Here is a 22,329-nt window from a genome sequence, read left to right on the forward strand (position 1 = left end):
TAATGCCTTCAATTCGACTGGCTGATCTCGCGCAGCAGTTGGATGCAGAATTACACGGTGATGGCGACATCGTCATCACCGGCGTTGCGTCCATGCAGAGCGCGAAAACGGGCCAAATCACTTTCATGGTCAACCCTAAGTACCGTGAGCACCTGGCCGCTTGCCAGGCTTCTGCCGTTGTGATGACGCAGGATGATTTGCCTTTTGCCCATAGCGCCGCGCTGGTAGTGCGTAATCCCTACCTGACCTATGCGCGCATGGCTCAAATTCTGGATACCACGCCGCAGCCGGCACAGGATATCGCGCCGAGCGCGGTTATCGATCCGACGGCGAAGCTGGGTAGCAACGTTGCCATCGGCGCCAACGCCGTTATCGAATCCGGGGTAGTGCTGGGTGATAACGTGGTCATCGGCGCAGGCTGCTTCGTTGGGAAAAATACGAAAATAGGTGCCGACTCGCGTCTGTGGGCCAATGTGACCGTTTACCATGAGATTGAGATCGGCGAGAATTGCCTGATCCAGTCCAGCACGGTGATCGGCGCGGATGGCTTCGGCTACGCCAACGATCGCGGCAACTGGGTGAAGATCCCGCAGCTGGGTCGCGTCATTATTGGCGATCGCGTGGAGATCGGCGCCTGCACCACAATTGACCGCGGCGCGCTGGACGATACCGTGATTGGCAACGGCGTTATCATCGATAACCAGTGCCAGATTGCACATAACGTGGTGATTGGCGACAATACCGCGGTTGCCGGCGGCGTTATCATGGCAGGCAGCCTGAAAATCGGCCGCTACTGCATGATTGGCGGCGCCAGCGTGATTAACGGCCATATGGAAATCTGCGATAAGGTCACCGTCACGGGGATGGGGATGGTGATGCGTCCTATCAGCGAACCTGGCGTATACTCCTCCGGTATTCCGCTGCAGCCGAACAAGGCGTGGCGTAAAACCGCTGCGCTGGTGATGAATATTGACGAGATGAGCAAGCGCCTGAAAGCGATTGAGCGCAAGGTTAATCAACAAGACTAATTCATCATTTGGTCACATGACATTTCCGGCCTGTTGCATTCGCTAAAAGATTGCCGCAGGCCGTGTTATTATTGCCTTTTAGTACATTTAGACAGGAAGAGTATTTTGACTACTGACACTCATACTCTGCACATTGAAGAGATTCTGGAACTTCTGCCTCACCGTTACCCGTTCCTGCTGGTAGATCGCGTGCTGGATTTTGAAGAAGGTCGTTTTCTGCGCGCAGTAAAAAATGTTTCTGTAAACGAGCCGTTTTTCCAGGGGCATTTCCCTGGTAAGCCGATTTTGCCGGGCGTCCTGATTCTGGAAGCAATGGCGCAGGCCACCGGGATTCTGGCATTCAAAAGCGTTGGAAAACTGGAACCAGGCGAGCTGTATTACTTCGCGGGCATCGATGAAGCACGTTTCAAACGCCCGGTAGTACCAGGCGATCAGATGATTATGGAAGTCACTTTCGAGAAAACCCGCCGCGGCCTGACCCGTTTCAAAGGCGTTGCGCTGGTTGACGGTAAAGTGGTTTGCGAAGCGACGATGATGTGTGCGCGTAGCCGGGAGGCCTGATACGTGATTGATAAAACCGCTTTTGTTCATCCTACCGCCATTGTAGAAGAAGGCGCCGTGATTGGCGCTAACGTCCACATTGGTCCGTTTTGTATTGTTGGCGCCAACGTCGAAATCGGCGAAGGCACCGTACTGAAGTCTCACGTTGTCGTTAATGGCCACACCAAAATCGGCCGTGACAATGAGATCTATCAGTTCGCTTCCATCGGCGAAGTTAACCAGGATCTGAAATATGCTGGCGAACCGACCCGGGTGGAAATTGGCGATCGCAACCGCATTCGCGAAAGCGTCACCATTCATCGCGGCACAGTACAGGGCGGTGGATTAACAAAGGTGGGCAACGATAACCTGCTGATGATCAACGCCCACGTGGCGCACGATTGTACGCTTGGCGATCGCTGCATTCTGGCCAATAACGCGACGCTCGCGGGCCATGTTTCGCTGGATGATTATGTCATTATCGGCGGCATGACCGCGGTGCACCAGTTCTGCGTCATTGGCTCACATGTTATGGTTGGCGGCTGCTCCGGCGTGGCGCAGGACGTTCCGCCGTTCGTGATTGCCCAGGGCAACCATGCGACGCCATTCGGCGTCAATATCGAAGGCCTGAAACGCCGCGGCTTCAGCCGGGAAGCGATTACCGCGATCCGCAACGCGTATAAACTGCTGTACCGCAGCGGCAAGACGCTGGAAGAAGCCAAGCCGGAGATCGCCGAACTGGCGACTCAGCATCCTGAAGTCCAGCCGTTTGTCGATTTCTTCGCCCGCTCTACCCGCGGCTTGATTCGTTAATGACTGAACAGCGTCCCCTGACGATTGCCCTGGTCGCCGGAGAAACCTCCGGCGATATTCTTGGCGCCGGCCTCATCCGCGCCCTCAAAGCACGCATCCCGAATGCGCGCTTTGTCGGCGTGGCGGGACCGCTGATGCAGGCGGAAGGGTGTGAAGCCTGGTACGAAATGGAAGAGCTGGCGGTGATGGGGATTGTTGAAGTGCTCGGTCGCCTGCGTCGCTTACTCCATATTCGCGCCGATTTGACCCGCCGCTTCGGCGAGCTGCGTCCCGACGTCTTCGTCGGCATCGACGCCCCTGATTTCAATATTACCCTCGAAGGGAATCTGAAAAAGCAGTGCATCAAAACCATTCACTACGTCAGCCCGTCGGTCTGGGCCTGGCGACAAAAACGCGTTTTCAAAATCGGCAGATCCACCGATCTGGTGCTGGCCTTTCTGCCTTTCGAAAAAGCGTTTTATGACAAATTTAACGTTCCCTGCCGTTTTATCGGCCATACCATGGCGGATGCGATGCCGCTGGATCCTGACAAAGGCGCAGCGCGCGATCGGTTAGGGATCCCGCACGACGTGCGTTGCCTGGCGCTGTTGCCCGGCAGCCGCGGCGCAGAAGTCGAAATGCTCAGCGCGGACTTTCTGAAAACCGCTCAGCTTCTGCGGGCTAGCTATCCCGATCTGCAGGTGGTGGTGCCGCTGGTTAATGCCAAACGGCGGGAGCAGTTTGAGCGAATTAAAGCTGAGACGGCGCCGGATATGATCGTCCATATGCTGGACGGTCAGGCGCGCGATGCGATGATCGCCAGCGACGCCGCGCTGCTGGCCTCCGGGACGGCGGCGCTGGAGTGTATGTTGGCGAAATGCCCGATGGTGGTTGGCTATCGCATGAAGCCGTTCACCTTCTGGCTGGCGAAGCGGTTGGTTAAAACCGACTACGTCTCGTTGCCGAACCTGCTTGCCGGGCGCGAGCTGGTTAAAGAGCTGCTGCAGGATGAGTGCGAGCCTCAGGCGCTGGCTGCCGCTCTGCAGCCGCTGCTGGCCGATGGCAAAACCAGTCATGAGATGCATGAGACATTCCGCGCGCTGCATCAGCAGATCCGCTGCAACGCCGATGAGCAGGCGGCGGATGCCGTACTGGAGTTAGCAAAACAATGATGGAGTTCGTCTATCCGCATACCCATCTGGTTGCCGGCGTCGATGAGGTCGGGCGTGGCCCCCTGGTTGGCGCGGTGGTGACCGCGGCGGTGATCCTCGATCCGGCGAAGCCGATTGTGGGTCTGAATGATTCCAAAAAACTCAGCGAGAAGCGTCGTCTGGCGCTGTTCGATGAGATTAAAGAGAAAGCGCTGTGCTGGAGCCTGGGACGCGCCGAGCCGCACGAAATCGATGAGCTGAATATCCTGCATGCCACTATGCTGGCGATGCAGCGCGCCGTCGCCGGCCTGAGCATTGTACCCGAGTTTGTTCTGATCGATGGCAACCGCTGCCCATCGCTACCGATGCCCTCCCTGGCAGTAGTCAAAGGCGACAGCCGGGTGGCAGAAATCAGCGCAGCGTCTATTCTGGCAAAAGTCACTCGTGACGCCGAAATGGCCACGCTGGACCTCGCATTTCCCCACTACGGATTTGCCCAGCATAAAGGCTATCCCACCGCTGTTCACCTGCAGAAGCTGCAGGAACACGGCGCAACAGAGCATCACCGGCGCAGTTTTGGCCCGGTGAAGCGTGCCCTGGGCCTGGCGTCCAACTAAGTCACCGGGATCTAAAGATGGCTGAACCACGTTTCGTACACCTGCGGGTGCACAGCGACTATTCCATGATCGATGGGCTGGCAAAGACCGGGCCGCTGGTCAAGAAGGCGGCCTCGCTTGGCATGCCAGCGCTGGCGATCACCGATTTCACCAACCTCTGCGGGCTAGTGAAGTTCTACGGGACGGGACACGGCGCGGGGATTAAGCCGATCGTCGGCGCCGATTTCCACGTGCAGTGCGACCTGCTCGGCGACGAATTTACCGAGCTGACCGTGCTGGCGGCGAATAACACCGGCTACCAGAACCTGACTCTGCTGATTTCCCGCGCCTATCAGCGCGGCTACGGCGCCCTGGGGCCGTGGATCGATCGCGACTGGCTGGTGGAACATCAGGAAGGGCTGATTCTGCTCTCCGGCGGCCGTAAAGGCGACGTCGGCGTCAGCCTGATCCGCGGCAACATGCCGCTGGTTGAGCAGTGCGTCGCCTTCTATGAAGAGCATTTCCCGGATCGCTATTTTCTGGAGCTGATCCGCACCGGTCGTCAGGATGAAGAGAGTTATCTTCATGCCGCCGTGGCGCTGGCGGAAGCGCGTGGTCTGCCGGTGGTGGCGACCAACGATGTCCGCTTCCTCGACACTGGCGACTTTGACGCCCATGAAATCCGCGTCGCTATTCACGACGGCTTCACCCTCGACGACCCGAAACGGCCGCGCAACTACTCGCCGCAGCAATATATGCGCAGCGAGGAAGAGATGTGCGAGCTGTTCGCCGATATTCCGGAAGCGCTGGCAAACAGCGTTGAAATTGCCAAGCGCTGCAACGTCACCGTGCGGCTTGGCGAATATTTCCTGCCGCAGTTCCCGACCGGCGATATGACCACGGAAGATTTCCTGGTGATGAAATCGAAAGAAGGTCTGGAGGAGCGGCTGGAATTCCTCTTCCCGGATCCGGAAGTGCGCGCGAAGCGCCGGCCGGAATACGACGAGCGTCTGGATATCGAGCTGCAGGTGATCAACCAGATGGGCTTCCCCGGCTACTTCCTGATCGTGATGGAGTTTATCCAGTGGTCGAAGGATAACGGTGTGCCGGTCGGCCCGGGCCGCGGTTCCGGCGCCGGTTCGCTGGTGGCCTACGCGCTGAAGATCACCGATCTCGACCCGCTGGAGTTCGACCTGCTGTTCGAACGTTTCCTTAACCCGGAACGTGTCTCAATGCCCGACTTTGACGTCGACTTCTGCATGGAGAAACGCGACCAGGTTATCGAGCACGTGGCGGATATGTATGGCCGCGACGCGGTATCGCAGATCATCACCTTCGGTACCATGGCGGCGAAAGCGGTCATCCGCGACGTGGGCCGCGTGCTGGGTCACCCGTACGGCTTTGTCGACCGCATCTCCAAGCTGGTGCCGCCCGATCCGGGCATGACGCTGGCGAAAGCCTTCGAGGCCGAGCCGCAGCTGCCGGAGATCTACGAGGCGGACGAAGAAGTGAAAGCGCTGATCGACATGGCGCGTAAGCTGGAAGGGGTGACGCGAAACGCCGGTAAGCATGCGGGCGGCGTGGTTATCGCACCGACCAAAATCACCGACTTCGCCCCGCTGTATTGCGATGAGCAGGGGCTGCATCCGGTTACCCAGTTTGACAAAAACGACGTGGAATACGCCGGGCTGGTGAAATTCGACTTCCTCGGTCTGCGTACGCTCACTATCATTAACTGGGCGCTGGAGATGATTAATAAGCGCCGTGAGAAGAACGGCGAAGGGCCGCTGGATATCGCCGCCATCCCGCTGGATGACAAGAAAAGCTTTGACATGCTGCAGCGCTCGGAAACCACTGCGGTCTTCCAGCTTGAATCGCGCGGCATGAAAGATCTGATTAAACGCCTGCAGCCGGACTGCTTCGAAGATATGATCGCTCTGGTGGCCCTGTTCCGCCCGGGCCCGCTGCAGTCGGGGATGGTAGATAACTTTATCGACCGTAAGCACGGCCGAGAAGAGATCTCGTATCCGGACGTGCAGTGGCAGCATGAAAGCCTGAAACCGGTGCTGGAGCCGACCTACGGCATCATCCTGTATCAGGAACAGGTCATGCAGATTGCCCAGGTGCTGTCCGGGTATACCCTCGGCGGCGCGGATATGCTGCGTCGCGCGATGGGTAAGAAAAAGCCGGAGGAGATGGCCAAGCAGCGTTCTATCTTTGAGGATGGGGCGAAGAAAAACGGCATTGACGGCGAACTGGCGATGAAAATCTTTGACCTGGTGGAGAAATTCGCCGGTTACGGGTTTAACAAATCGCACTCCGCCGCGTACGCGCTGGTTTCTTACCAGACGCTATGGCTTAAGGCGCACTATCCGGCTGAGTTTATGGCGGCGGTAATGACCGCCGATATGGACAACACCGAGAAGGTCGTTGGCCTGGTGGACGAGTGCTGGCGGATGGGGCTGAAAATTTTGCCGCCGGATATTAACTCCGGCCTGTACCATTTCCACGTCAACGACGACGGCGAGATCGTCTACGGTATCGGCGCCATCAAGGGCGTCGGCGAAGGGCCGATCGAAGCGATCATTGAGGCGCGCAACAACGGCGGTTATTTCCGCGAGCTGTTCGACCTCTGCGCGCGGACCGATATTAAAAAGCTCAACCGTCGCGTGCTGGAAAAGCTGATTATGTCCGGGGCGTTCGATCGTCTCGGTCCGCACCGTGCGGCGCTGATGAATTCGCTGGGCGATGCGCTGAAAGCCGCCGACCAGCACGCCAAAGCCGAGGCCATCGGCCAGGCTGATATGTTCGGCGTACTGGCGGAAGAGCCCGAGCAGATTGAACAGTCCTACGCCAGCTGCCAGCCGTGGCCTGAGCAGGTGGTGCTGGATGGTGAAAGGGAGACCCTGGGGCTGTACCTGACCGGGCACCCGATTAACCAGTATCTGAAAGAGATTGAGCGCTACGTCGGCGGCGTGAGGCTCAAAGACATGCATCCGACCGATCGTGGAAAAGTGACCACGGCGGCGGGGCTGGTGATTGCGGCGCGGGTAATGGTCACCAAGCGCGGCAATCGTATCGGCATCTGTACCCTGGATGACCGTTCCGGGCGGCTGGAAGTGATGTTATTCACCGACGCGCTGGATAAATATCAGCAGTTGCTGGAAAAAGACCGCATACTTATCGTCAGCGGACAGGTCAGCTTTGATGACTTTAGCGGGGGGCTTAAAATGACTGCCCGTGAAGTCATGGACATTGACGAAGCCCGGGAAAAATATGCTCGCGGGCTTGCTATCTCGCTGACGGACAGGCAAATTGATGACCAGCTTTTAAACCGACTCCGTCAGTCTCTGGAACCCCACCGTTCGGGAACCATTCCAGTGCACCTCTACTATCAGAGGGCGGATGCACGCGCGCGGTTGCGTTTCGGCGCAACATGGCGCGTCTCTCCGAGCGATCGTTTACTCAACGATCTGCGTGGCCTTATCGGCTCGGAGCAGGTGGAACTGGAGTTTGACTAATACAGGAATACTATGAGTCTGAATTTCCTAGATTTTGAACAGCCGATTGCAGAGCTGGAAGCGAAAATCGATTCCCTGACTGCGGTAAGCCGTCAGGATGAGAAACTGGATATTAACATCGACGAAGAAGTGCATCGTCTGCGCGAGAAAAGCGTAGAGCTGACGCGCAAAATCTTCTCCGATCTCGGTGCATGGCAGGTTGCGCAACTGGCGCGCCACCCGCGCCGTCCTTACACCCTGGATTATGTCCGCCTGGCGTTCGACGAGTTTGACGAACTGGCCGGTGACCGTGCCTACGCTGACGATAAAGCGATTGTCGGCGGTATCGCGCGTCTTGATGGTCGTCCGGTGATGATCATTGGCCATCAGAAAGGTCGCGAAACCAAAGAAAAAATTCGTCGCAACTTTGGTATGCCGGCCCCGGAAGGCTACCGCAAAGCGCTGCGCCTGATGGAGATGGCTGAGCGGTTTAAAATGCCGATCATCACCTTCATCGACACCCCGGGCGCCTACCCGGGCGTTGGCGCGGAAGAGCGCGGCCAGTCGGAAGCGATCGCTCGCAATCTGCGTGAAATGTCACGTCTGAGCGTGCCGGTGATCTGCACCGTGATCGGCGAAGGCGGCTCCGGCGGCGCGCTGGCTATCGGCGTGGGCGACAAGGTCAACATGCTGCAGTACAGCACCTATTCGGTGATTTCGCCGGAAGGCTGTGCCTCCATTCTGTGGAAGAGTGCGGATAAAGCGCCGCTGGCTGCGGAAGCGATGGGCATTATCGCCCCGCGTCTGAAAGAGCTGAAGCTGATCGATTCTATCGTTCCGGAACCGCTGGGCGGCGCCCACCGCAACCCGGAAGCGATGGCGGCAAACCTGAAAGCGCAGCTGCTGGCGGACCTGGCCGATCTCGATCTGCTCAGCGAAGAAGAGCTGCTTAACCGCCGCTATCAACGTCTGATGAGCTACGGTTACGCCTAAGTATTCCGCTAGCGCAAAAGACTAAGGGCCGGATTTTCCGGCCCTTTTTTTATGTGCGATGCGCCCAGGGGATTGCTATGATGCTGGACTTAGGTGAATACCAGGAGGAAAGCGTGAATATCATCGCCATCATGGGGCCTCACGGCGTCTATCACAAAGACGAGCCGATCAAAGAACTGGAAGCGGCGCTGCAGCGCCAGGGCTTTCAGACCATCTGGCCGCAAAACAGCGCCGACCTGCTGCAGTTTATCGAGCACAACCCGCGCATCTGCGGCGTGATCTTCGACTGGGATGAGTACAGCGTCGATCTGTGCAGCGATATCAATCAGCTCAATGAATATCTGCCTCTGTACGCCTTTATTAACGCCCACTCGACGATGGATGTCAGCAGTCAGGATCTGCGCATGACGCTGTGGTTCTTCGAATATGCGCTGGGACTCTCCGAAGAGATCGCCACCCGTATCGGGCAGTATACCCGCGAGTACCTGGACAATATCACCCCGCCGTTTACCCGCGCGCTGTTTAACTATGTGCAGGAGGGTAAATATACCTTTTGTACGCCGGGTCATATGGGCGGCAGCGCCTATCAGAAAAGCCCAGTGGGCTGCCTGTTCTATGACTTTTTTGGCGGGAATACGCTGAAGGCGGATGTCTCGATTTCGGTCACCGAGCTGGGCTCCCTGCTGGATCATACCGGCCCGCATCTGGAGGCGGAGGAGTATATCGCTCGCGCCTTTGGCGCCGAGCAAAGCTATATGGTGACCAACGGTACCTCAACGTCCAATAAAATTGTCGGCATGTACTCGGCGCCCGCCGGCAGCACGCTGCTGATTGACCGTAACTGTCACAAATCGCTGGCCCACCTGCTGATGATGAGCGATGTGGTTCCCCTGTGGCTGAAGCCGACCCGCAACGCGCTGGGGATCCTCGGCGGTATCCCCCGGCGCGAGTTTACCCGCGACAGTATTCAGCAGAAAGTGCGCGACACGGGCGGGGCGCAGTGGCCCGTGCATGCGGTGATCACCAACTCCACCTACGATGGCCTGCTCTACAACACCACCTGGCTTAAAGAGACGCTCGACGTCCCGTCGATCCATTTCGATTCCGCCTGGGTGCCGTATACCCATTTCCATCCGATATATCAGGGGAAAAGCGGCATGAGCGGTGAGCGGATCCCCGGTAAAGTCATCTTCGAGACGCAGTCGACGCATAAGATGCTGGCCGCGCTGTCGCAGGCCTCGTTGATCCACATTAAGGGCAACTATGATGAAGAGACCTTTAATGAAGCCTTTATGATGCATACCTCTACATCGCCGAGCTACCCCATCGTCGCGTCGATTGAGACCGCGGCGGCGATGCTGCGCGGTAACTCCGGTAAGCGCCTGATCCAGCGCTCCATTGAGCGGGCGCTGGACTTCCGCAAAGAGGTGCAGCGACTGCGCGAAGAGTCGGACGGCTGGTTCTTTGATATCTGGCAGCCGGAAGCGGTGGATAAAGCCGAGTGCTGGCCGGTGGCACCGGGCGAAGACTGGCACGGTTTCAAAGATGCCGATGCGGATCATATGTATCTCGATCCGGTGAAGGTCACCATTCTGACGCCGGGCATGGACGAGCAGGGGAATATGGATGAAGAGGGGATCCCGGCGGCGCTGGTGGCGAAGTTCCTCGACGAGCGGGGCGTGGTGGTAGAGAAAACGGGCCCCTACAACCTGCTGTTCCTCTTTAGCATCGGTATCGATAAAACCCGGGCGATGGGGCTGCTGCGCGGCCTGACCGAGTTTAAGCGTGCCTACGATCTCAATCTGCGGGTGAAGAATATGCTGCCGGATCTGTACGCCGAAGATCCCGACTTCTACCGCAATATGCGGATCCAGGATCTGGCGCAGGGGATCCACCGCTTGATCCGCCAGCACCAGCTGCCGCAGCTGATGCTCAGCGCCTTTGACGTCCTGCCGGAAATGAAAATGACGCCGCATCATGCCTGGCAGCGCCAGATTAAAGGTGAGGTGGAAACTATTGAACTGGAGAACCTGGTGGGCCGGATTTCGGCCAACATGATCCTCCCTTATCCGCCGGGGGTACCGCTGCTGATGCCAGGAGAGATGATCACGGAGGAGAGCCGGGCGGTGCTCGACTTCCTGCTGATGCTCTGCTCCATAGGACGTCATTACCCGGGGTTTGAGACCGATATTCACGGCGCGAAGCGCGATGAGGACGGCGTTTATCGGGTACGAGTCTTAAAAAATGACGAAAGGCTTGCGCGTTAACGGCGCGCACGAGTAACGTGGCTGGCTTAACAGAAGGAGTTTGACCATGCTGGGTTTGAAACGGGTTCACCATATTGCCATCATTGCGACCGACTACGCCCGCAGTAAAGCGTTCTATTGCGATACTCTGGGGTTTACGCTGCAAAGCGAGTTTTATCGCGCCGAGCGTGACTCCTGGAAAGGCGATCTGGCGCTCAACGGCGAGTATGTGATTGAGCTGTTCTCGTTCCCGTTTCCGCCGGCCCGCCCCAGTCGTCCGGAAGCCTGCGGGCTGCGTCATCTGGCCTTTAGCGTGGATGATATCGACGCTGCGGTAGCGCATTTGACTGCGCATGGCGTGGAGTGCGAAGCGATTCGCGTCGATCCCTTTACCGGTAAACGTTTTACCTTCTTTAGCGATCCGGACGACCTGCCGCTGGAAATATATCAGCAGTAAACCTTGCCAGCGCGACCCTGGCCCGGTAACGTGCCGGGCCATCACTTCTCGGTATGTTTGTGGTTATGACGGCTGACATTGCGCATACGCTTCATCCCCATCGCCAGCTGCTGGTGGCCTTCAGCGGCGGTCTGGACTCGACGGTTCTTCTGCATCAGCTGGTGCTGCTGCGGGAACAGGATCCCTCGCTGACGCTGCGGGCGGTGCATGTTCACCACGGCCTTAGCGCCCACGCAGACGACTGGGTGGCGCACTGTCGGCAGATTTGCCAGCAGTGGCAGGTGCCGTTGGTGGTGCATCGCGTGACGTTAGCCCGGGGCGGCCTGGGCGTCGAGGCCCATGCCCGTGCGGCGCGCTATCAGGCCTTTCAGGATACGCTCAATGCCGGCGAGGTGTTAGTGACCGCCCAGCACCAGGATGACCAATGCGAAACGCTGCTGCTGGCGTTAAAACGCGGCAGCGGTCCTACTGGTCTGTCGGCGATGGCGCCATCCTCTGCTTTTGCCGAGAGCCGACTACTGCGTCCTCTCCTCAATGAAACCCGCGAATCGCTACGCCAGTGGGCGCTCGCCCATCAGTTGTCGTGGATTGAAGATGAGAGTAATCAGGACGATACCTATGACCGCAACTTTCTGCGCCTGCGGGTGATCCCGCTGCTGCGCGAGCGCTGGCCGCACTTTAGCGAGGCCGTCGCCCGCAGCGCCAGCCTGTGCGCCGAGCAGGAGCAACTGCTGGACGAGATACTGGCGGCGGAGCTCGCGTCGCTGGTGGCCGAAGACGGGTCGCTGGCTATCGCACCACTGACGTCGATGAGTTCTCCCCGCCGCGCGGCGCTGCTGCGTCGCTGGCTCGCCGGGCAGCGGGCGCCGATGCCTGCCCGCGAGGTGCCGGAGCGCCTCTGGCACGAGGTGGCGCTGGCGCGGGAAGATGCCAGCCCCTGCCTGCGGTTGGGGGAATTTACCGTCCGTCGTTTTCAGCAACGCTTGTACTGGGTGAGATATGTACCCGGGCAGGCGGATAGCGTCCAGCACTGGCCCGACTGGCGCCAGACGCTGCGGCTGGCGGACGGTCTCGGCGAGCTGATGCTGCAGCCGGGCGGCAGGCTACGCCCGCCCTCGGCGGATGAGCCGGTCACCGTCCGCTTTCGCGCCAGCGGCAATCTGCATATCGTCGGGCGTCATGGCGGCCGTAAGCTAAAGAAGATCTGGCAGGAGCTGGGCGTTGCTCCGTGGCGACGAGACACCACGCCGCTGCTGTTTTACGGTGAAACGCCGATTGCCGCAGCGGACAATCTGTTTGTGACCCACGAAGGTGAAGTCAAAGACGGGGAAGGGGTCAGTCTGACATGGAGGAAAACGGGCGGTTAAGCCCGTTTTGATTCAGGATTCGCTCACCACCACGGTGCCGATTTCCGGGTGACTGAAGCTGGCGATTTTATCCAGGCGCAGCTCGCGGACGTTGCCGGCGAGTTCGACCACCAGATACTCGATATTTTTACGCGAGATTAGATCGCTGGCCTTCGCCTGCAGCTGTTCGCCATCCTTCAGCGCCAGCGTCAGCACCAGGTGATGCTGGCAGGCCAGCTCCAGGTTGTCGTAATCATCGCAGTTAATGGGTTGATAAGTATCATTCATTGACATAATCGCTCACCAGTAAGTTTGCTGCCGCATAAGCGGCCTTTTCCCTGACTGACTCCGAAAGGGCCTCATCCGCCGCAATCTCATTCAATACTTTCAACACGCAACCCAGCGCATTCGGGATATACCCTAAGTCTCCGCTGGCTATTTCCGCATACCGCTTGCGTATTAACTCACAATAGTGGTCCACATGCCCTCCTGTCAGCGTTCTGACTCAACCGTGGGATGCAAGTTTAAGCCTACGAAGATAAACTCTGTTTAGCAAGGGAACTATATCATAGTCATTTAAGCAATTTCAGCAGGATGAAACAGGTTGCTGCGATTGCTGACAGCCTTTTGCCGCCAGTTTCGCTACAATGTACGCCATTTTTTTCAGGAGTTTATTCATGGCGCTGAAAGCGACGATATATAAAGCCGCGGTGAATGTAGCCGATCTGGATCGCAACCAGTTTCTGGATGCTAACCTGACGCTGGCGCAGCACCCGTCGGAAACCCAGGAGCGCATGATGCTGCGCCTGCTGGCGTGGATCAAATATGCCGATGAACGGCTGCAGTTTACGCGCGGCCTCTCGTCAGACGACGAGCCGGAGCTGTGGCTGCTTAACGATCATCTCGGGGTTGATCTGTGGATCGAGCTGGGGCTGCCGGACGAGAAACGTATCAAGAAAGCCTGCTCGCGGGCGCAGGCGGTGGCGTTGTTCGCCTATAACAGCCGGGCGGCTGAAATCTGGTGGCAGCAAAATCAGAACAAGCTTGCGGCGTACCCGAAGCTGACCATCTGGTATCTTGATGATGCCCAGCTGGCGAAGCTTAGCGCTTTTGCCGACCGCACGATGACGCTGCAGGCCACTTTGCAGGAGGGGAGCATCTGGTTATCCGATGCTCAGAATAATCTGGAAATTCAGCTTACCGCCTGGCAAGCGCCGGCATGATTACTATCAGCCGCAGTGTGGCCATTGCTGACAACGAGATCACGCTGGAAGGTATTCGCGCCCAGGGGGCCGGGGGCCAGCACGTGAACAAAGCGTCGACCGCGATCCATCTGCGCTTCGATATTAAAGCCTCGAGCCTGCCGGCGTTTTACAAAGAGCGCCTGCTCGCCGCCAGCCATCACTTAATTTCTGCTGACGGTGTGGTTATCATTAAGGCTCAGGAATACCGCAGTCAGGAGATGAACCGCGAAGCGGCGATCGCCCGGCTGGTGGCCCTTATCAAAGAATTAACCGCAGTGCAAAAAAGTCGCCGGGAGACGCGACCGACTCGGGCATCCAAAGAGCGTCGCCTTGCTTCTAAGGCGCAAAAGTCCTCAGTCAAGGCGCTGCGTGGAAAAGTTCGCCAGTGAAGGCGTAGGCGAACGGGTGGAATGGATCATAAGGAAAGTAGAGTGAAGAAAATCATATTCTCCGTGATAGCGGCCTGTTCGCTGTTCGCGCTGTTTGGTTGTAACCATCGCGCCGAAAATGACACGGTTCAGCCGGCAGCGATGGAAGAGCTCAAACCGATGCAGCAAAGCTGGCGTGGGGTGCTGCCCTGCGCGGATTGCGAAGGCATCGACACCTCGCTGTTCCTGGAAAAAGACGGTACCTGGGTGATGAATGAGCACTACCAGGGCGCTGGTCGTGAACCATCTTCCTTTGCCTCTTACGGCACCTGGGCGCGTACGGCGGATAAGCTGGTACTGACCAACAGCAAGGGCGAAAAATCGTACTTTCGCGCGAAGGGCGACAAGCTGGAGATGCTCGACCGCAACGGGAGTCCCATTCAGTCTCCTCTCAACTATACCCTGGAGCCGGTGAAGGCCAGCCTGCCGACCACCCCGATGGCGATGCGTGGCATGTACTTCTATATGGCCGATGCGGCAACCTTTACTGATTGCGCGACCGGTAAACGCGTCGCGGTGGCGAACAATGCCCAGCTTGAGCGGGATTATGCCGCTGCCCGCGGCAATGATTCACGTCCGGTTCTGCTGGTGGTGGAAGGGCACTTTACCCTCGAGGCGAACCCGGATACCGGCGAAATGATGAAAACGCTGATGACGGATCAGGCCGGCAAATTTATTCCAGGGAAAGACTGCGGACACTGATTGTCCGGCTCCTGCCCGGGGAATGGGCAGGAGATACGCCTCAGCGGTAGCCGGCCAGCGGACTTCGTTCATGGTGGTTTTACCGTCCCCCTTTTCCACCAACCATAGCGCACGAATCATGAGCCTCATGACGGGTGGGAAAGGGCAAATCGTTCTTTTACTCCGCACCGGCCTTCGGTTTGTTCACCAGATACAGCGCGACGTGGCTCACGGAAGAGGGACTGAAGGCGCGGATCCCAAACGAAGTGACGCCGAGGCTGGAGAAGAAGAGCAGGTCGCCGGAACGTAGGTCGCTTTCGGCGATTTCGCGCAGTCCGCTGCCGGCAATCGAGCTGTGGCGCTGGAGGGGGACCGCCCATGGCAGTGAGCGGCTATCGGTAGCGGATGCGGAAGGGGCGTTGCGGCCGACGTCTACAGTGCAGGCGGTAGGCAGGAGCAGGGCGGAGGTCAGCAGCCCGCTGCTGAGAAGAGGTGCAGTCATGAGTACAGTCCTTGTAAAAAAAAGGCCCTGACATCCGTTCAGGGCCCTGGTTGGGTGATTAGCCTTTTATCGCTTTAACCAGATATTCCACAATATCCCCGGTCTTAATCAGCTGCTTCTCACCGTTGCGACGATACTTGTATTCGATATCGTCATTGTCGAGGTTACGATCGCCCAGCACGATGGTGTGCGGGATACCGATCAGCTCCATATCGGCGAACATCACGCCCGGACGCTCTTTACGATCGTCCATCAGCACTTCAATACCCTGGGCGCTCAGCTCGGCGTACAGTTTCTCCGCCAGCTCCTGCACACGGTAAGATTTGTGCATGTTCATCGGCAGGATCGCCACCTGGAATGGCGCAATCGCATCCGGCCAGACGATACCGCGATCGTCAAAGTTCTGCTCAATCGCCGCCGCCACTACGCGAGTGACCCCGATACCATAGCAACCCATCGTCAGGATCTGGTTGCGGCCATCTTCGCCCTGGACCGCGGCTTTCATCGCCTCGGAGTACTTCGTCCCCAGCTGGAAGATATGACCCACTTCGATACCGCGCTTGATAAGCAGGGTACCTTTGCCGTCCGGGCTCGGATCGCCGGCGACGACGTTACGGATGTCCGCGACTTCCGGCGTGGCGACATCGCGGTCCCAGTTGATGCCGAAGTAGTGTTTGCCATCGATGTTGGCGCCGGCGGCGAAATCGCTCATCACCGCCACAGTACGGTCGATAATCACCGGCACCGGCAGGTTCACCGGACCCAGAGAGCCCGGACCGGCTTTCACCAGGGCGCGGATCTCTTCTTCGGTGGCGAAGGTCAGCGGGCTGGCGACCTGCGGCAGTTTTTCGGCTTTCACTTCGTTCAGCTCGTGATCGCCGCGCACCAGCAGGGCAACCAGCGGGGAAGCGCTATCTTCAACCGCTTTCACCAGCAGGGTTTTCACGGTTTTTTCGATCGGTAGGTTGAACTGCTCAACCAGCTCGGCGATGGTTTTGGCGTTCGGCGTGTCGACCAGGGTCATCTCCTGGGTGGCGGCCGCGCGCGGCGTTTTCGGCGCAACGGCTTCCGCAAACTCGATGTTTGCCGCGTAGTCGGAGCTGTCGGAGAAGATCACATCGTCTTCGCCGCTCTGCGCCAGCACCTGGAATTCATGAGAGGCGCTGCCGCCGATAGAGCCGGTATCAGCCTGTACCGCGCGGAAGTCCAGCCCCATGCGGCTGAAGATTTTACTGTAAGCGGCGTACATCGCATCGTAGGTTTCCTGCAGCGATTCCTGCGAAGTATGGAAAGAGTACGCATCTTTCATCAGGAATTCGCGGGAGCGCATCACGCCGAAACGCGGACGCACTTCGTCGCGGAATTTGGTCTGGATCTGATAGAAGTTCAGCGGCAACTGCTTATAGGAGTTCAGCTCGTTGCGGATCAGGTCGGTGATGACCTCTTCGTGGGTTGGACCGAGGACGAACGGACGATCGCCACGATCGGCAATGCGCAGCAGTTCCGGGCCGTACTGCTCCCAGCGACCGCTCTCCTGCCATAGTTCAGATGGCTGAACGACCGGCATTAACACCTCGATCGCACCGGCGTTGTTCATCTCTTCACGCACGATGTTTTCGACTTTTTTCAGGACGCGCACGCCGGTCGGCAGCCAGGTGTATAACCCGGAGGCCAGCTTGCGGATCATCCCGGCGCGCAGCATCAGCTGGTGGCTGATTACCTCGGCGTCGGCAGGTGTCTCCTTCAGAGTGGAGAGCAGATATTGGCTAGTACGCATGTTGTAACGGTTCCAGTTAAACGAGCGGAACAGGCTGGTTGCCCAGCCTGAAACAAAAAAAGTGGTTTAGTTTACCAGTGTGGCAAAGATGCCAAAAGAGAGGAAAATAAAATTAGCGCGCTTCGAGAGCAAAGACTTCAAAACCGGAGGCAGTCACCCGCCAGCGGACGTTGAAATCCAGCAGCCAGACGGCGTAATTTTTACCTGCCTCTTCTTCCTTACGGTAGGCCGGACGCGGATCCTGCGCCAGCACCTCTCGGATAAACGCCTTCAGATGCGGATAACGCTTCTCCAGATGCAAAAGCTGCGTTTCGACCTCGGCGGTAAAACTGACGACCTGATCCGCCTGCGGTGCCTGTTGCGCGTAGCTGGCGTGCGCGTTGGGCAGCGCTTCGGCAAACGGCAGATAGGGTTTGATGTCGACCACCGGCGTACCGTCGACGAGATCGAGGCTGCCGAGCTCCAGTATCACCTGCTCTTTCTGACAGCGAACGCCCTTCAGCTCAACCAGCGACATGCCAATGGGATTGGGGCGAAACGTGGAACGGGTGGCGAAGACGCCCATACGCGCGTTGCCCCCGAGACGGGGAGGGCGCACCGTCGGACGCCAGCCGCCTTCCATGGTCTGATGAAACACAAACAAGATCCACAGATGGCTGAAGCTTTCCAGACCACGCACGGCGTCGGCCTGGTTGTAGGGCGCGATCAGATGGAGTTCTCCGCCGCCGTGCTTGACCAGACCCGGCTGGCGAGGCACGGCAAACTTCTCTTTATACGGCGAGCGGATAACGCCTATCTGCGCGAACTGAAATGCACTCATTGCGCCGATACGTTAAGCGCCGAGCCCAGACAAACCGCCTGACGGTAGCAGCCTGGGGTACCGCTGGTCACTTCGCAGCGGTGCAGCAGGACAGCATTGGCTTTCATTCGTGCGGCATTAATCTGCAGGCGCTTGCGGGCGGTAGGGATATTCGGCGGAGAATCCTGATTCGAAGCCTGGCAGGACTCGCCAGACACTTCACCCAGATCGCGGAACGGTTTACCTACCAGTTCTGACGCATCGGTATAAATACGTACCGGCGCCGGACGGGTTGCGCGTGGTTTGGTCGGCTCCGATTTAACCGGAGGAGTTGCAGTGCTTTGAACAGGCTCGACGGGAGATCTGCTTAGCATGGAACAACCGCTTAACATGAGTGCTATCAAACAGACCGGTAAAGCACGCATAATATTTCCTCAATGAATAAAAAACAGGGCGTTATTGAATCAGGTGCTTGCATAAATGACAAGACGGGCGTGAAGCCCGTCCTGAATGATATTACGGTGAGAAAAGATTACCAGCCTTTCACTGCGCCGCCGTTAAAGATCTTGTTTGCTGCTTCGTAAACTTCATCGCTCTGGTAAGCCTGAACGAATTTTTTCACATTCTCAGCATCTTTATTGTCTTCACGCGCCACGATCAGGTTCACGTACGGCGACTCTTTCCCTTCAACAAAGATGCCGTCTTTCGCCGGGGTCAGGCCAATCTGGCTGGCGTAAGTGGTGTTGATAACGGCCAGCGCAATCTGCGCGTCGTCGAGAGAACGCGGCAGCTGCGGTGCTTCCAGTTCAACAATCTTCAGGTTTTTCGGGTTCTCGACGATATCCAGCGAGGTCGGCAGCAGGCCAACGCCGTCTTTCAGTTTGATCAGGCCCACCTGCTGCAGCAGCAGCAGAGAACGACCGAGGTTGGTCGGATCGTTAGGGACGGCGATCTGCGAGTCCGGCTGCAGTTCGTCCAGAGATTTGATTTTCTTCGAGTAACCCGCGATCGGGTAGACGAAGGTGTTGCCGACAGCCACCAGCTTGTAGCCGCGGTCTTTAATCTGCTGGTCGAGGTACGGTTTATGCTGGAAGGCGTTGACGTCGATATCACCTTTGCTCAGCGCTTCGTTCGGCAGAACGTAATCGTTGAAGGTCACCAGCTCAACGTCAAGGCCATACTTCTCTTTTGCCACTTTCTGCGCGACTTCAGCGACCTGCTGCTCCGCCCCGACGATAACGCCGACTTTAATATGATTCGGATCTTTTTCATCCTGACCGCAACCCACCAGCGCCAGAGAACCGATTAACGCACCAACTGCCGCAAAGGTTTTGAAATTAAAGGCCATGTTATTTCCTTCCTGTAAGAATGAGTGTTGTCTGCCAATAACGTTATTTATGAGTCACAGCCCGGACGATGCGATCGCCAGAGAATTGAATTAAATAAACCAGAATAACCAGCAATACCAGTACGGTATTCATCACGGTGGCGTTGTAGCCGATATAGCCATACTGATAACCAATCTGCCCCAAACCGCCGGCGCCCACCGCGCCGCCCATGGCGGAATAGCCCACCAGGGTGATAAGAGTGATAGTGGCGGCGTTGACCAGACCCGGCAGCGCTTCAGGCAGCAGGACCTTACGCACGATCTGCAGCGGCGTAGCGCCCATTGCCCGGGAGGCTTCAATAAGGCCTGTCGGGATCTCCAGCAGCGCGTTCTCCACCATGCGAGCGATAAACGGCGCGGCGCCCACTGTCAACGGCACGATCGCCGCCTGCAGGCCGATTGAGGTGCCGACGATCACGCGGGTAAACGGGATCATCCAGACCAACAGGATAATGAACGGGATGGAGCGGAAAATGTTCACCAGCGCCGACAGCGTCCGGTACAGTTTAGCATTGGCGACGATTTGCCCCGGACGGGTCACGTACAGCAGCACGCCCACCGGCAGGCCAAGGACAAAACCGAAGAAGCCGGAGACAAAGGTCATTGCCAGCGTTTCCCATACGCCGCGCAACAGCAGCCACATCATTGCCTCAGACATAACCCAATACCTCTACTTTTACATGATGTTCCTGCAGCCAGGCGATAGCCGCCTGAGTGTCTTCCTGTGTACCGTGCATTTCAGTCAGCATGATGCCGAACTTCACCCCGCCGGCATAATCCATCTGCGCGCTAATAATGTTGTTATTCACGTTGAAGCGACGCGCGGTTTCAGAAAGCAGCGGCGCATCGACGGAGTGGCCGGTAAATTCCATGCGCAGCATCGGTACGCTATCCGCTGTAGCGGTAGGTTTCAGGCGCGCCTGGTAGTCATCCGGAATATCCAGGTGCAGGGTCGACTGAATAAACTGCTGGGCCAGCGGCGTCTTCGGATGGGAGAAGACTTCGCTCACCGTGTCCTGCTCAATCAACTGGCCGTTGCTAATCACTGCCACGCAGTCGCAAATGCGTTTCACCACATCCATTTCGTGGGTGATCAGCAGGATGGTCAGCCCCAGACGACGGTTAATATCTTTCAGCAGTTCGAGAATGGAACGGGTGGTGGCCGGATCCAGGGCGCTGGTGGCTTCATCGCACAGCAGTACCTTGGGGTTACTGGCCAGCGCGCGGGCAATGGCGACACGCTGTTTCTGACCGCCGGAGAGATTAGCCGGATAGCTGTCGTGCTTATCACCCAGGCCGACAAGATCCAGCAGCTCCGTCACGCGGCGTTTGATTTCTGCCTGTGGCGTGTTATCCAGCTCCAGAGGTAACGCCACGTTGCCGAAAACGGTGCGGGATGCCAGCAGGTTAAAATGCTGGAAAATCATGCCAATCTGACGGCGAGCGCGGGTTAGCTCTTTTTCCGACAGCGCAGTCAGCTCCTGACCGTCAACCTGTACGCTGCCCTCAGTCGGGCGCTCCAGCAGGTTAACACAGCGAATCAGCGTACTTTTACCGGCGCCGGAGGCACCGATGACGCCGTAAATCTGTCCGGCAGGGACATGCAGGCTGACGTTATTCAGCGCCTGAATGCTGCGATTCCCCTGCTGGAACACTTTGGTGATATTGGAAAGTTTAATCATCAGTTATTTATTATCGTTTAGCCGTTTGCCGTGGCATTTTCTTCTGCCGTATCCAGGCGATGCCTGGCAATGAAATGGATGTTAAGGCATCCAGACGTCTAAATCAATCTGACTCTTTATAATGAGCACTTTCTTGCATGCGGAAACATGCGATACTAACGGCACTAGCCTTTTTCAGGAGCAAACCGGTGGCAAAGTCAGTACCCGCAATTTTTCTCGACCGTGACGGCACTATTAATGTCGATCATGGCTACGTCCACGAAATCGACAATTTTGAATTTATCGATGGCGTCATTGACGCAATGCGCGAACTAAAAGAGATGGGCTACGCGCTGGTGCTGGTCACTAACCAGTCCGGTATTGCTCGCGGTAAATTTACCGAAGCTCAGTTTGAAACGCTGACCGAATGGATGGACTGGTCTCTGGCAGACCGTGGCGTCGATCTGGACGGTATCTATTATTGCCCGCATCACCCGCAGGGTGCGGTTGAGGAGTACCGTCAGACCTGTGATTGCCGTAAACCGCATCCGGGGATGCTGATCTCAGCTCGCGATTATCTGCATATCGATATGGCCGCTTCCTATATGGTAGGGGACAAACTGGAAGATATGCAGGCTGCAGCGGCTGCTGATGTCGGTACTAAAGTGCTGGTACGTACCGGTAAGCCTGTTACTGAAGAAGCGGAAAAAGCCGCGGACTGGGTGCTAAATAGCCTGACAGAGCTGCCGGCGGCGATTAAAAAGCAGCAAAAATAAGCGTTACGTATAAAAGATGAGCGGTTGAAATAAAATTGTATTTTTCCGCTTGTCATTCCCGGCGGGCTCCCTATAATGCGCCTCCATCGACACGGCGGATGTGAATCACTTCACACAAACAGCCAGTTCGGTTGAAGAGAAAAATCCTGAAAAACGGGTTGACTCTGAAAGAGGAAAGCGTAATATACGCCACCTCGCGACAGAGCGCTAAAGCGCGTCGCAACTGCTCTTTAACAATTTATCAGACAATCTGTGTGGGCACTCAAAGTGACATGGATTCTTAACGTCCTCGGACGAAAAATGAATACCAAGTCTCAAGAGTGAACACGTAATTCATTACGAAGTTTAATTCTTTGAGCATCAAACTTAAATTGAAGAGTTTGATCATGGCTCAGATTGAACGCTGGCGGCAGGCCTAACACATG

General features: G+C 57.3%; 22 protein-coding genes and 1 pseudogene. 14 read left to right on the top strand and 9 right to left on the bottom strand.

Going from position 1 to position 22,329, the window contains the following annotated elements:
- Nucleotides 1-2: 2 nt before the first annotated feature.
- The 10 genes from lpxD (at nt 3) to tilS (ending at nt 12,670) form a co-directional block, all read left to right on the top strand.
- Nucleotides 3-1,028 carry a UDP-3-O-(3-hydroxymyristoyl)glucosamine N-acyltransferase gene (gene lpxD / locus MKS11_RS17180; protein WP_087771106.1) on the top strand — a complete coding sequence of 342 codons (1,026 nt, stop codon included), beginning with the start codon at nt 3-5 and terminating at the stop codon, nt 1,026-1,028.
- Between the two features lie 105 nt (nt 1,029-1,133).
- A complete protein-coding gene (fabZ, locus tag MKS11_RS17185; protein WP_004145858.1) occupies nt 1,134-1,589 on the top strand; it encodes a 3-hydroxyacyl-ACP dehydratase FabZ in 456 nt (151 codons plus the stop codon).
- Between the two features lie 3 nt (nt 1,590-1,592).
- Nucleotides 1,593-2,381 (top strand): acyl-ACP--UDP-N-acetylglucosamine O-acyltransferase, encoded by a 789-nt coding sequence (gene lpxA / locus MKS11_RS17190; RefSeq protein WP_004204455.1) that lies wholly within the window; start codon nt 1,593-1,595, stop codon nt 2,379-2,381.
- On the top strand, nt 2,381-3,532 hold the full coding sequence (gene lpxB, locus MKS11_RS17195) for a lipid-A-disaccharide synthase (RefSeq protein ID WP_087771107.1): 1,152 nt from the start codon (nt 2,381-2,383) through the stop codon (nt 3,530-3,532). Before lpxA ends, lpxB begins: the two co-directional genes overlap by 1 nt.
- Nucleotides 3,529-4,128 (top strand): ribonuclease HII, encoded by a 600-nt coding sequence (gene rnhB / locus MKS11_RS17200; protein WP_004204458.1) that lies wholly within the window; start codon nt 3,529-3,531, stop codon nt 4,126-4,128. Before lpxB ends, rnhB begins: the two co-directional genes overlap by 4 nt.
- A 17-nt stretch (nt 4,129-4,145) precedes the next feature.
- The gene (gene dnaE / locus MKS11_RS17205; protein ID WP_017900653.1) at nt 4,146-7,628 is read left to right on the top strand and encodes a DNA polymerase III subunit alpha; all 3,483 of its coding nucleotides are present in this window, start codon (nt 4,146-4,148) and stop codon (nt 7,626-7,628) included.
- Nucleotides 7,629-7,640: 12 nt separating this feature from the next.
- The gene (gene accA / locus MKS11_RS17210; protein WP_004204460.1) at nt 7,641-8,600 is read left to right on the top strand and encodes an acetyl-CoA carboxylase carboxyl transferase subunit alpha; all 960 of its coding nucleotides are present in this window, start codon (nt 7,641-7,643) and stop codon (nt 8,598-8,600) included.
- Between the two features lie 113 nt (nt 8,601-8,713).
- A complete protein-coding gene (locus tag MKS11_RS17215; protein ID WP_004204462.1) occupies nt 8,714-10,867 on the top strand; it encodes a lysine decarboxylase LdcC in 2,154 nt (717 codons plus the stop codon).
- Nucleotides 10,868-10,913: 46 nt separating this feature from the next.
- Nucleotides 10,914-11,303 carry a VOC family protein gene (locus tag MKS11_RS17220; RefSeq protein ID WP_004204463.1) on the top strand — a complete coding sequence of 130 codons (390 nt, stop codon included), beginning with the start codon at nt 10,914-10,916 and terminating at the stop codon, nt 11,301-11,303.
- Between the two features lie 53 nt (nt 11,304-11,356).
- On the top strand, nt 11,357-12,670 hold the full coding sequence (gene tilS, locus MKS11_RS17225) for a tRNA lysidine(34) synthetase TilS (protein ID WP_284109631.1): 1,314 nt from the start codon (nt 11,357-11,359) through the stop codon (nt 12,668-12,670).
- Nucleotides 12,671-12,682: 12 nt separating this feature from the next.
- On the opposite strand, the gene rof is transcribed toward tilS, so the two are convergent.
- Together rof and MKS11_RS17235 are read right to left on the bottom strand one after the other, a co-directional pair.
- Nucleotides 12,683-12,943: a Rho-binding antiterminator gene (rof, locus tag MKS11_RS17230; RefSeq protein WP_002889424.1), complete on the bottom strand. Its 261-nt coding sequence runs from the start codon at nt 12,941-12,943 to the stop codon at nt 12,683-12,685.
- Nucleotides 12,930-13,130, bottom strand: a complete 201-nt coding sequence (locus MKS11_RS17235; protein ID WP_080936164.1) for a YaeP family protein — start codon at nt 13,128-13,130, stop codon at nt 12,930-12,932. The genes rof and MKS11_RS17235 overlap by 14 nt, the downstream gene beginning before the upstream one ends.
- 196 nt (nt 13,131-13,326) lie before the next feature.
- Between MKS11_RS17235 and MKS11_RS17240 the strand changes: the two genes are divergently transcribed.
- From MKS11_RS17240 to nlpE, 3 genes are read left to right on the top strand one after another with little or no spacing between them, the layout of a single operon-like run.
- On the top strand, nt 13,327-13,872 hold the full coding sequence (locus MKS11_RS17240; protein WP_087771108.1) for a YaeQ family protein: 546 nt from the start codon (nt 13,327-13,329) through the stop codon (nt 13,870-13,872).
- Entirely contained in the window at nt 13,869-14,282 is a 414-nt protein-coding gene (gene arfB / locus MKS11_RS17245) for an alternative ribosome rescue aminoacyl-tRNA hydrolase ArfB (RefSeq protein ID WP_004204468.1), read from the top strand. The genes MKS11_RS17240 and arfB overlap by 4 nt, the downstream gene beginning before the upstream one ends.
- 42 nt (nt 14,283-14,324) lie before the next feature.
- Nucleotides 14,325-15,023 (top strand): envelope stress response activation lipoprotein NlpE, encoded by a 699-nt coding sequence (gene nlpE / locus MKS11_RS17250; protein WP_004204471.1) that lies wholly within the window; start codon nt 14,325-14,327, stop codon nt 15,021-15,023.
- A 187-nt stretch (nt 15,024-15,210) separates the two neighbouring features.
- Here the strand turns inward: nlpE and MKS11_RS17255 are convergent.
- The 7 genes and pseudogenes from MKS11_RS17255 to metN form a co-directional block, all read right to left on the bottom strand.
- Nucleotides 15,211-15,504: pseudogene (locus MKS11_RS17255) on the bottom strand (hypothetical protein); the annotation flags it as partial.
- 58 nt (nt 15,505-15,562) lie between these two features.
- Nucleotides 15,563-17,281 carry a proline--tRNA ligase gene (gene proS / locus MKS11_RS17260; RefSeq protein WP_004204474.1) on the bottom strand — a complete coding sequence of 573 codons (1,719 nt, stop codon included), beginning with the start codon at nt 17,279-17,281 and terminating at the stop codon, nt 15,563-15,565.
- 112 nt (nt 17,282-17,393) lie between these two features.
- On the bottom strand, nt 17,394-18,101 hold the full coding sequence (tsaA, locus tag MKS11_RS17265; protein WP_043521946.1) for a tRNA (N6-threonylcarbamoyladenosine(37)-N6)-methyltransferase TrmO: 708 nt from the start codon (nt 18,099-18,101) through the stop codon (nt 17,394-17,396).
- Complete coding sequence (gene rcsF, locus MKS11_RS17270) at nt 18,098-18,505, bottom strand: Rcs stress response system protein RcsF (protein ID WP_004204477.1); 408 nt, start codon at nt 18,503-18,505, stop codon at nt 18,098-18,100. Before rcsF ends, tsaA begins: the two co-directional genes overlap by 4 nt.
- Before the next feature lie 107 nt (nt 18,506-18,612).
- Nucleotides 18,613-19,428, bottom strand: a complete 816-nt coding sequence (gene metQ, locus MKS11_RS17275; protein ID WP_087771109.1) for a methionine ABC transporter substrate-binding lipoprotein MetQ — start codon at nt 19,426-19,428, stop codon at nt 18,613-18,615.
- A gap of 43 nt (nt 19,429-19,471) precedes the next feature.
- A complete protein-coding gene (locus MKS11_RS17280) occupies nt 19,472-20,125 on the bottom strand; it encodes a methionine ABC transporter permease MetI (protein ID WP_004204478.1) in 654 nt (217 codons plus the stop codon).
- Nucleotides 20,118-21,149: a methionine ABC transporter ATP-binding protein MetN gene (gene metN / locus MKS11_RS17285; RefSeq protein ID WP_002889450.1), complete on the bottom strand. Its 1,032-nt coding sequence runs from the start codon at nt 21,147-21,149 to the stop codon at nt 20,118-20,120. The genes MKS11_RS17280 and metN overlap by 8 nt, the downstream gene beginning before the upstream one ends.
- A gap of 188 nt (nt 21,150-21,337) precedes the next feature.
- Between metN and gmhB the strand changes: the two genes are divergently transcribed.
- Nucleotides 21,338-21,904 carry a D-glycero-beta-D-manno-heptose 1,7-bisphosphate 7-phosphatase gene (gmhB, locus tag MKS11_RS17290; protein ID WP_004204479.1) on the top strand — a complete coding sequence of 189 codons (567 nt, stop codon included), beginning with the start codon at nt 21,338-21,340 and terminating at the stop codon, nt 21,902-21,904.
- Nucleotides 21,905-22,329: the final 425 nt, after the last annotated feature.

Origin of the sequence: Klebsiella sp. K5-45, assembly GCF_030128605.1 — a bacterium.
GTDB lineage: Bacteria > Pseudomonadota > Gammaproteobacteria > Enterobacterales > Enterobacteriaceae > Klebsiella > Klebsiella quasipneumoniae.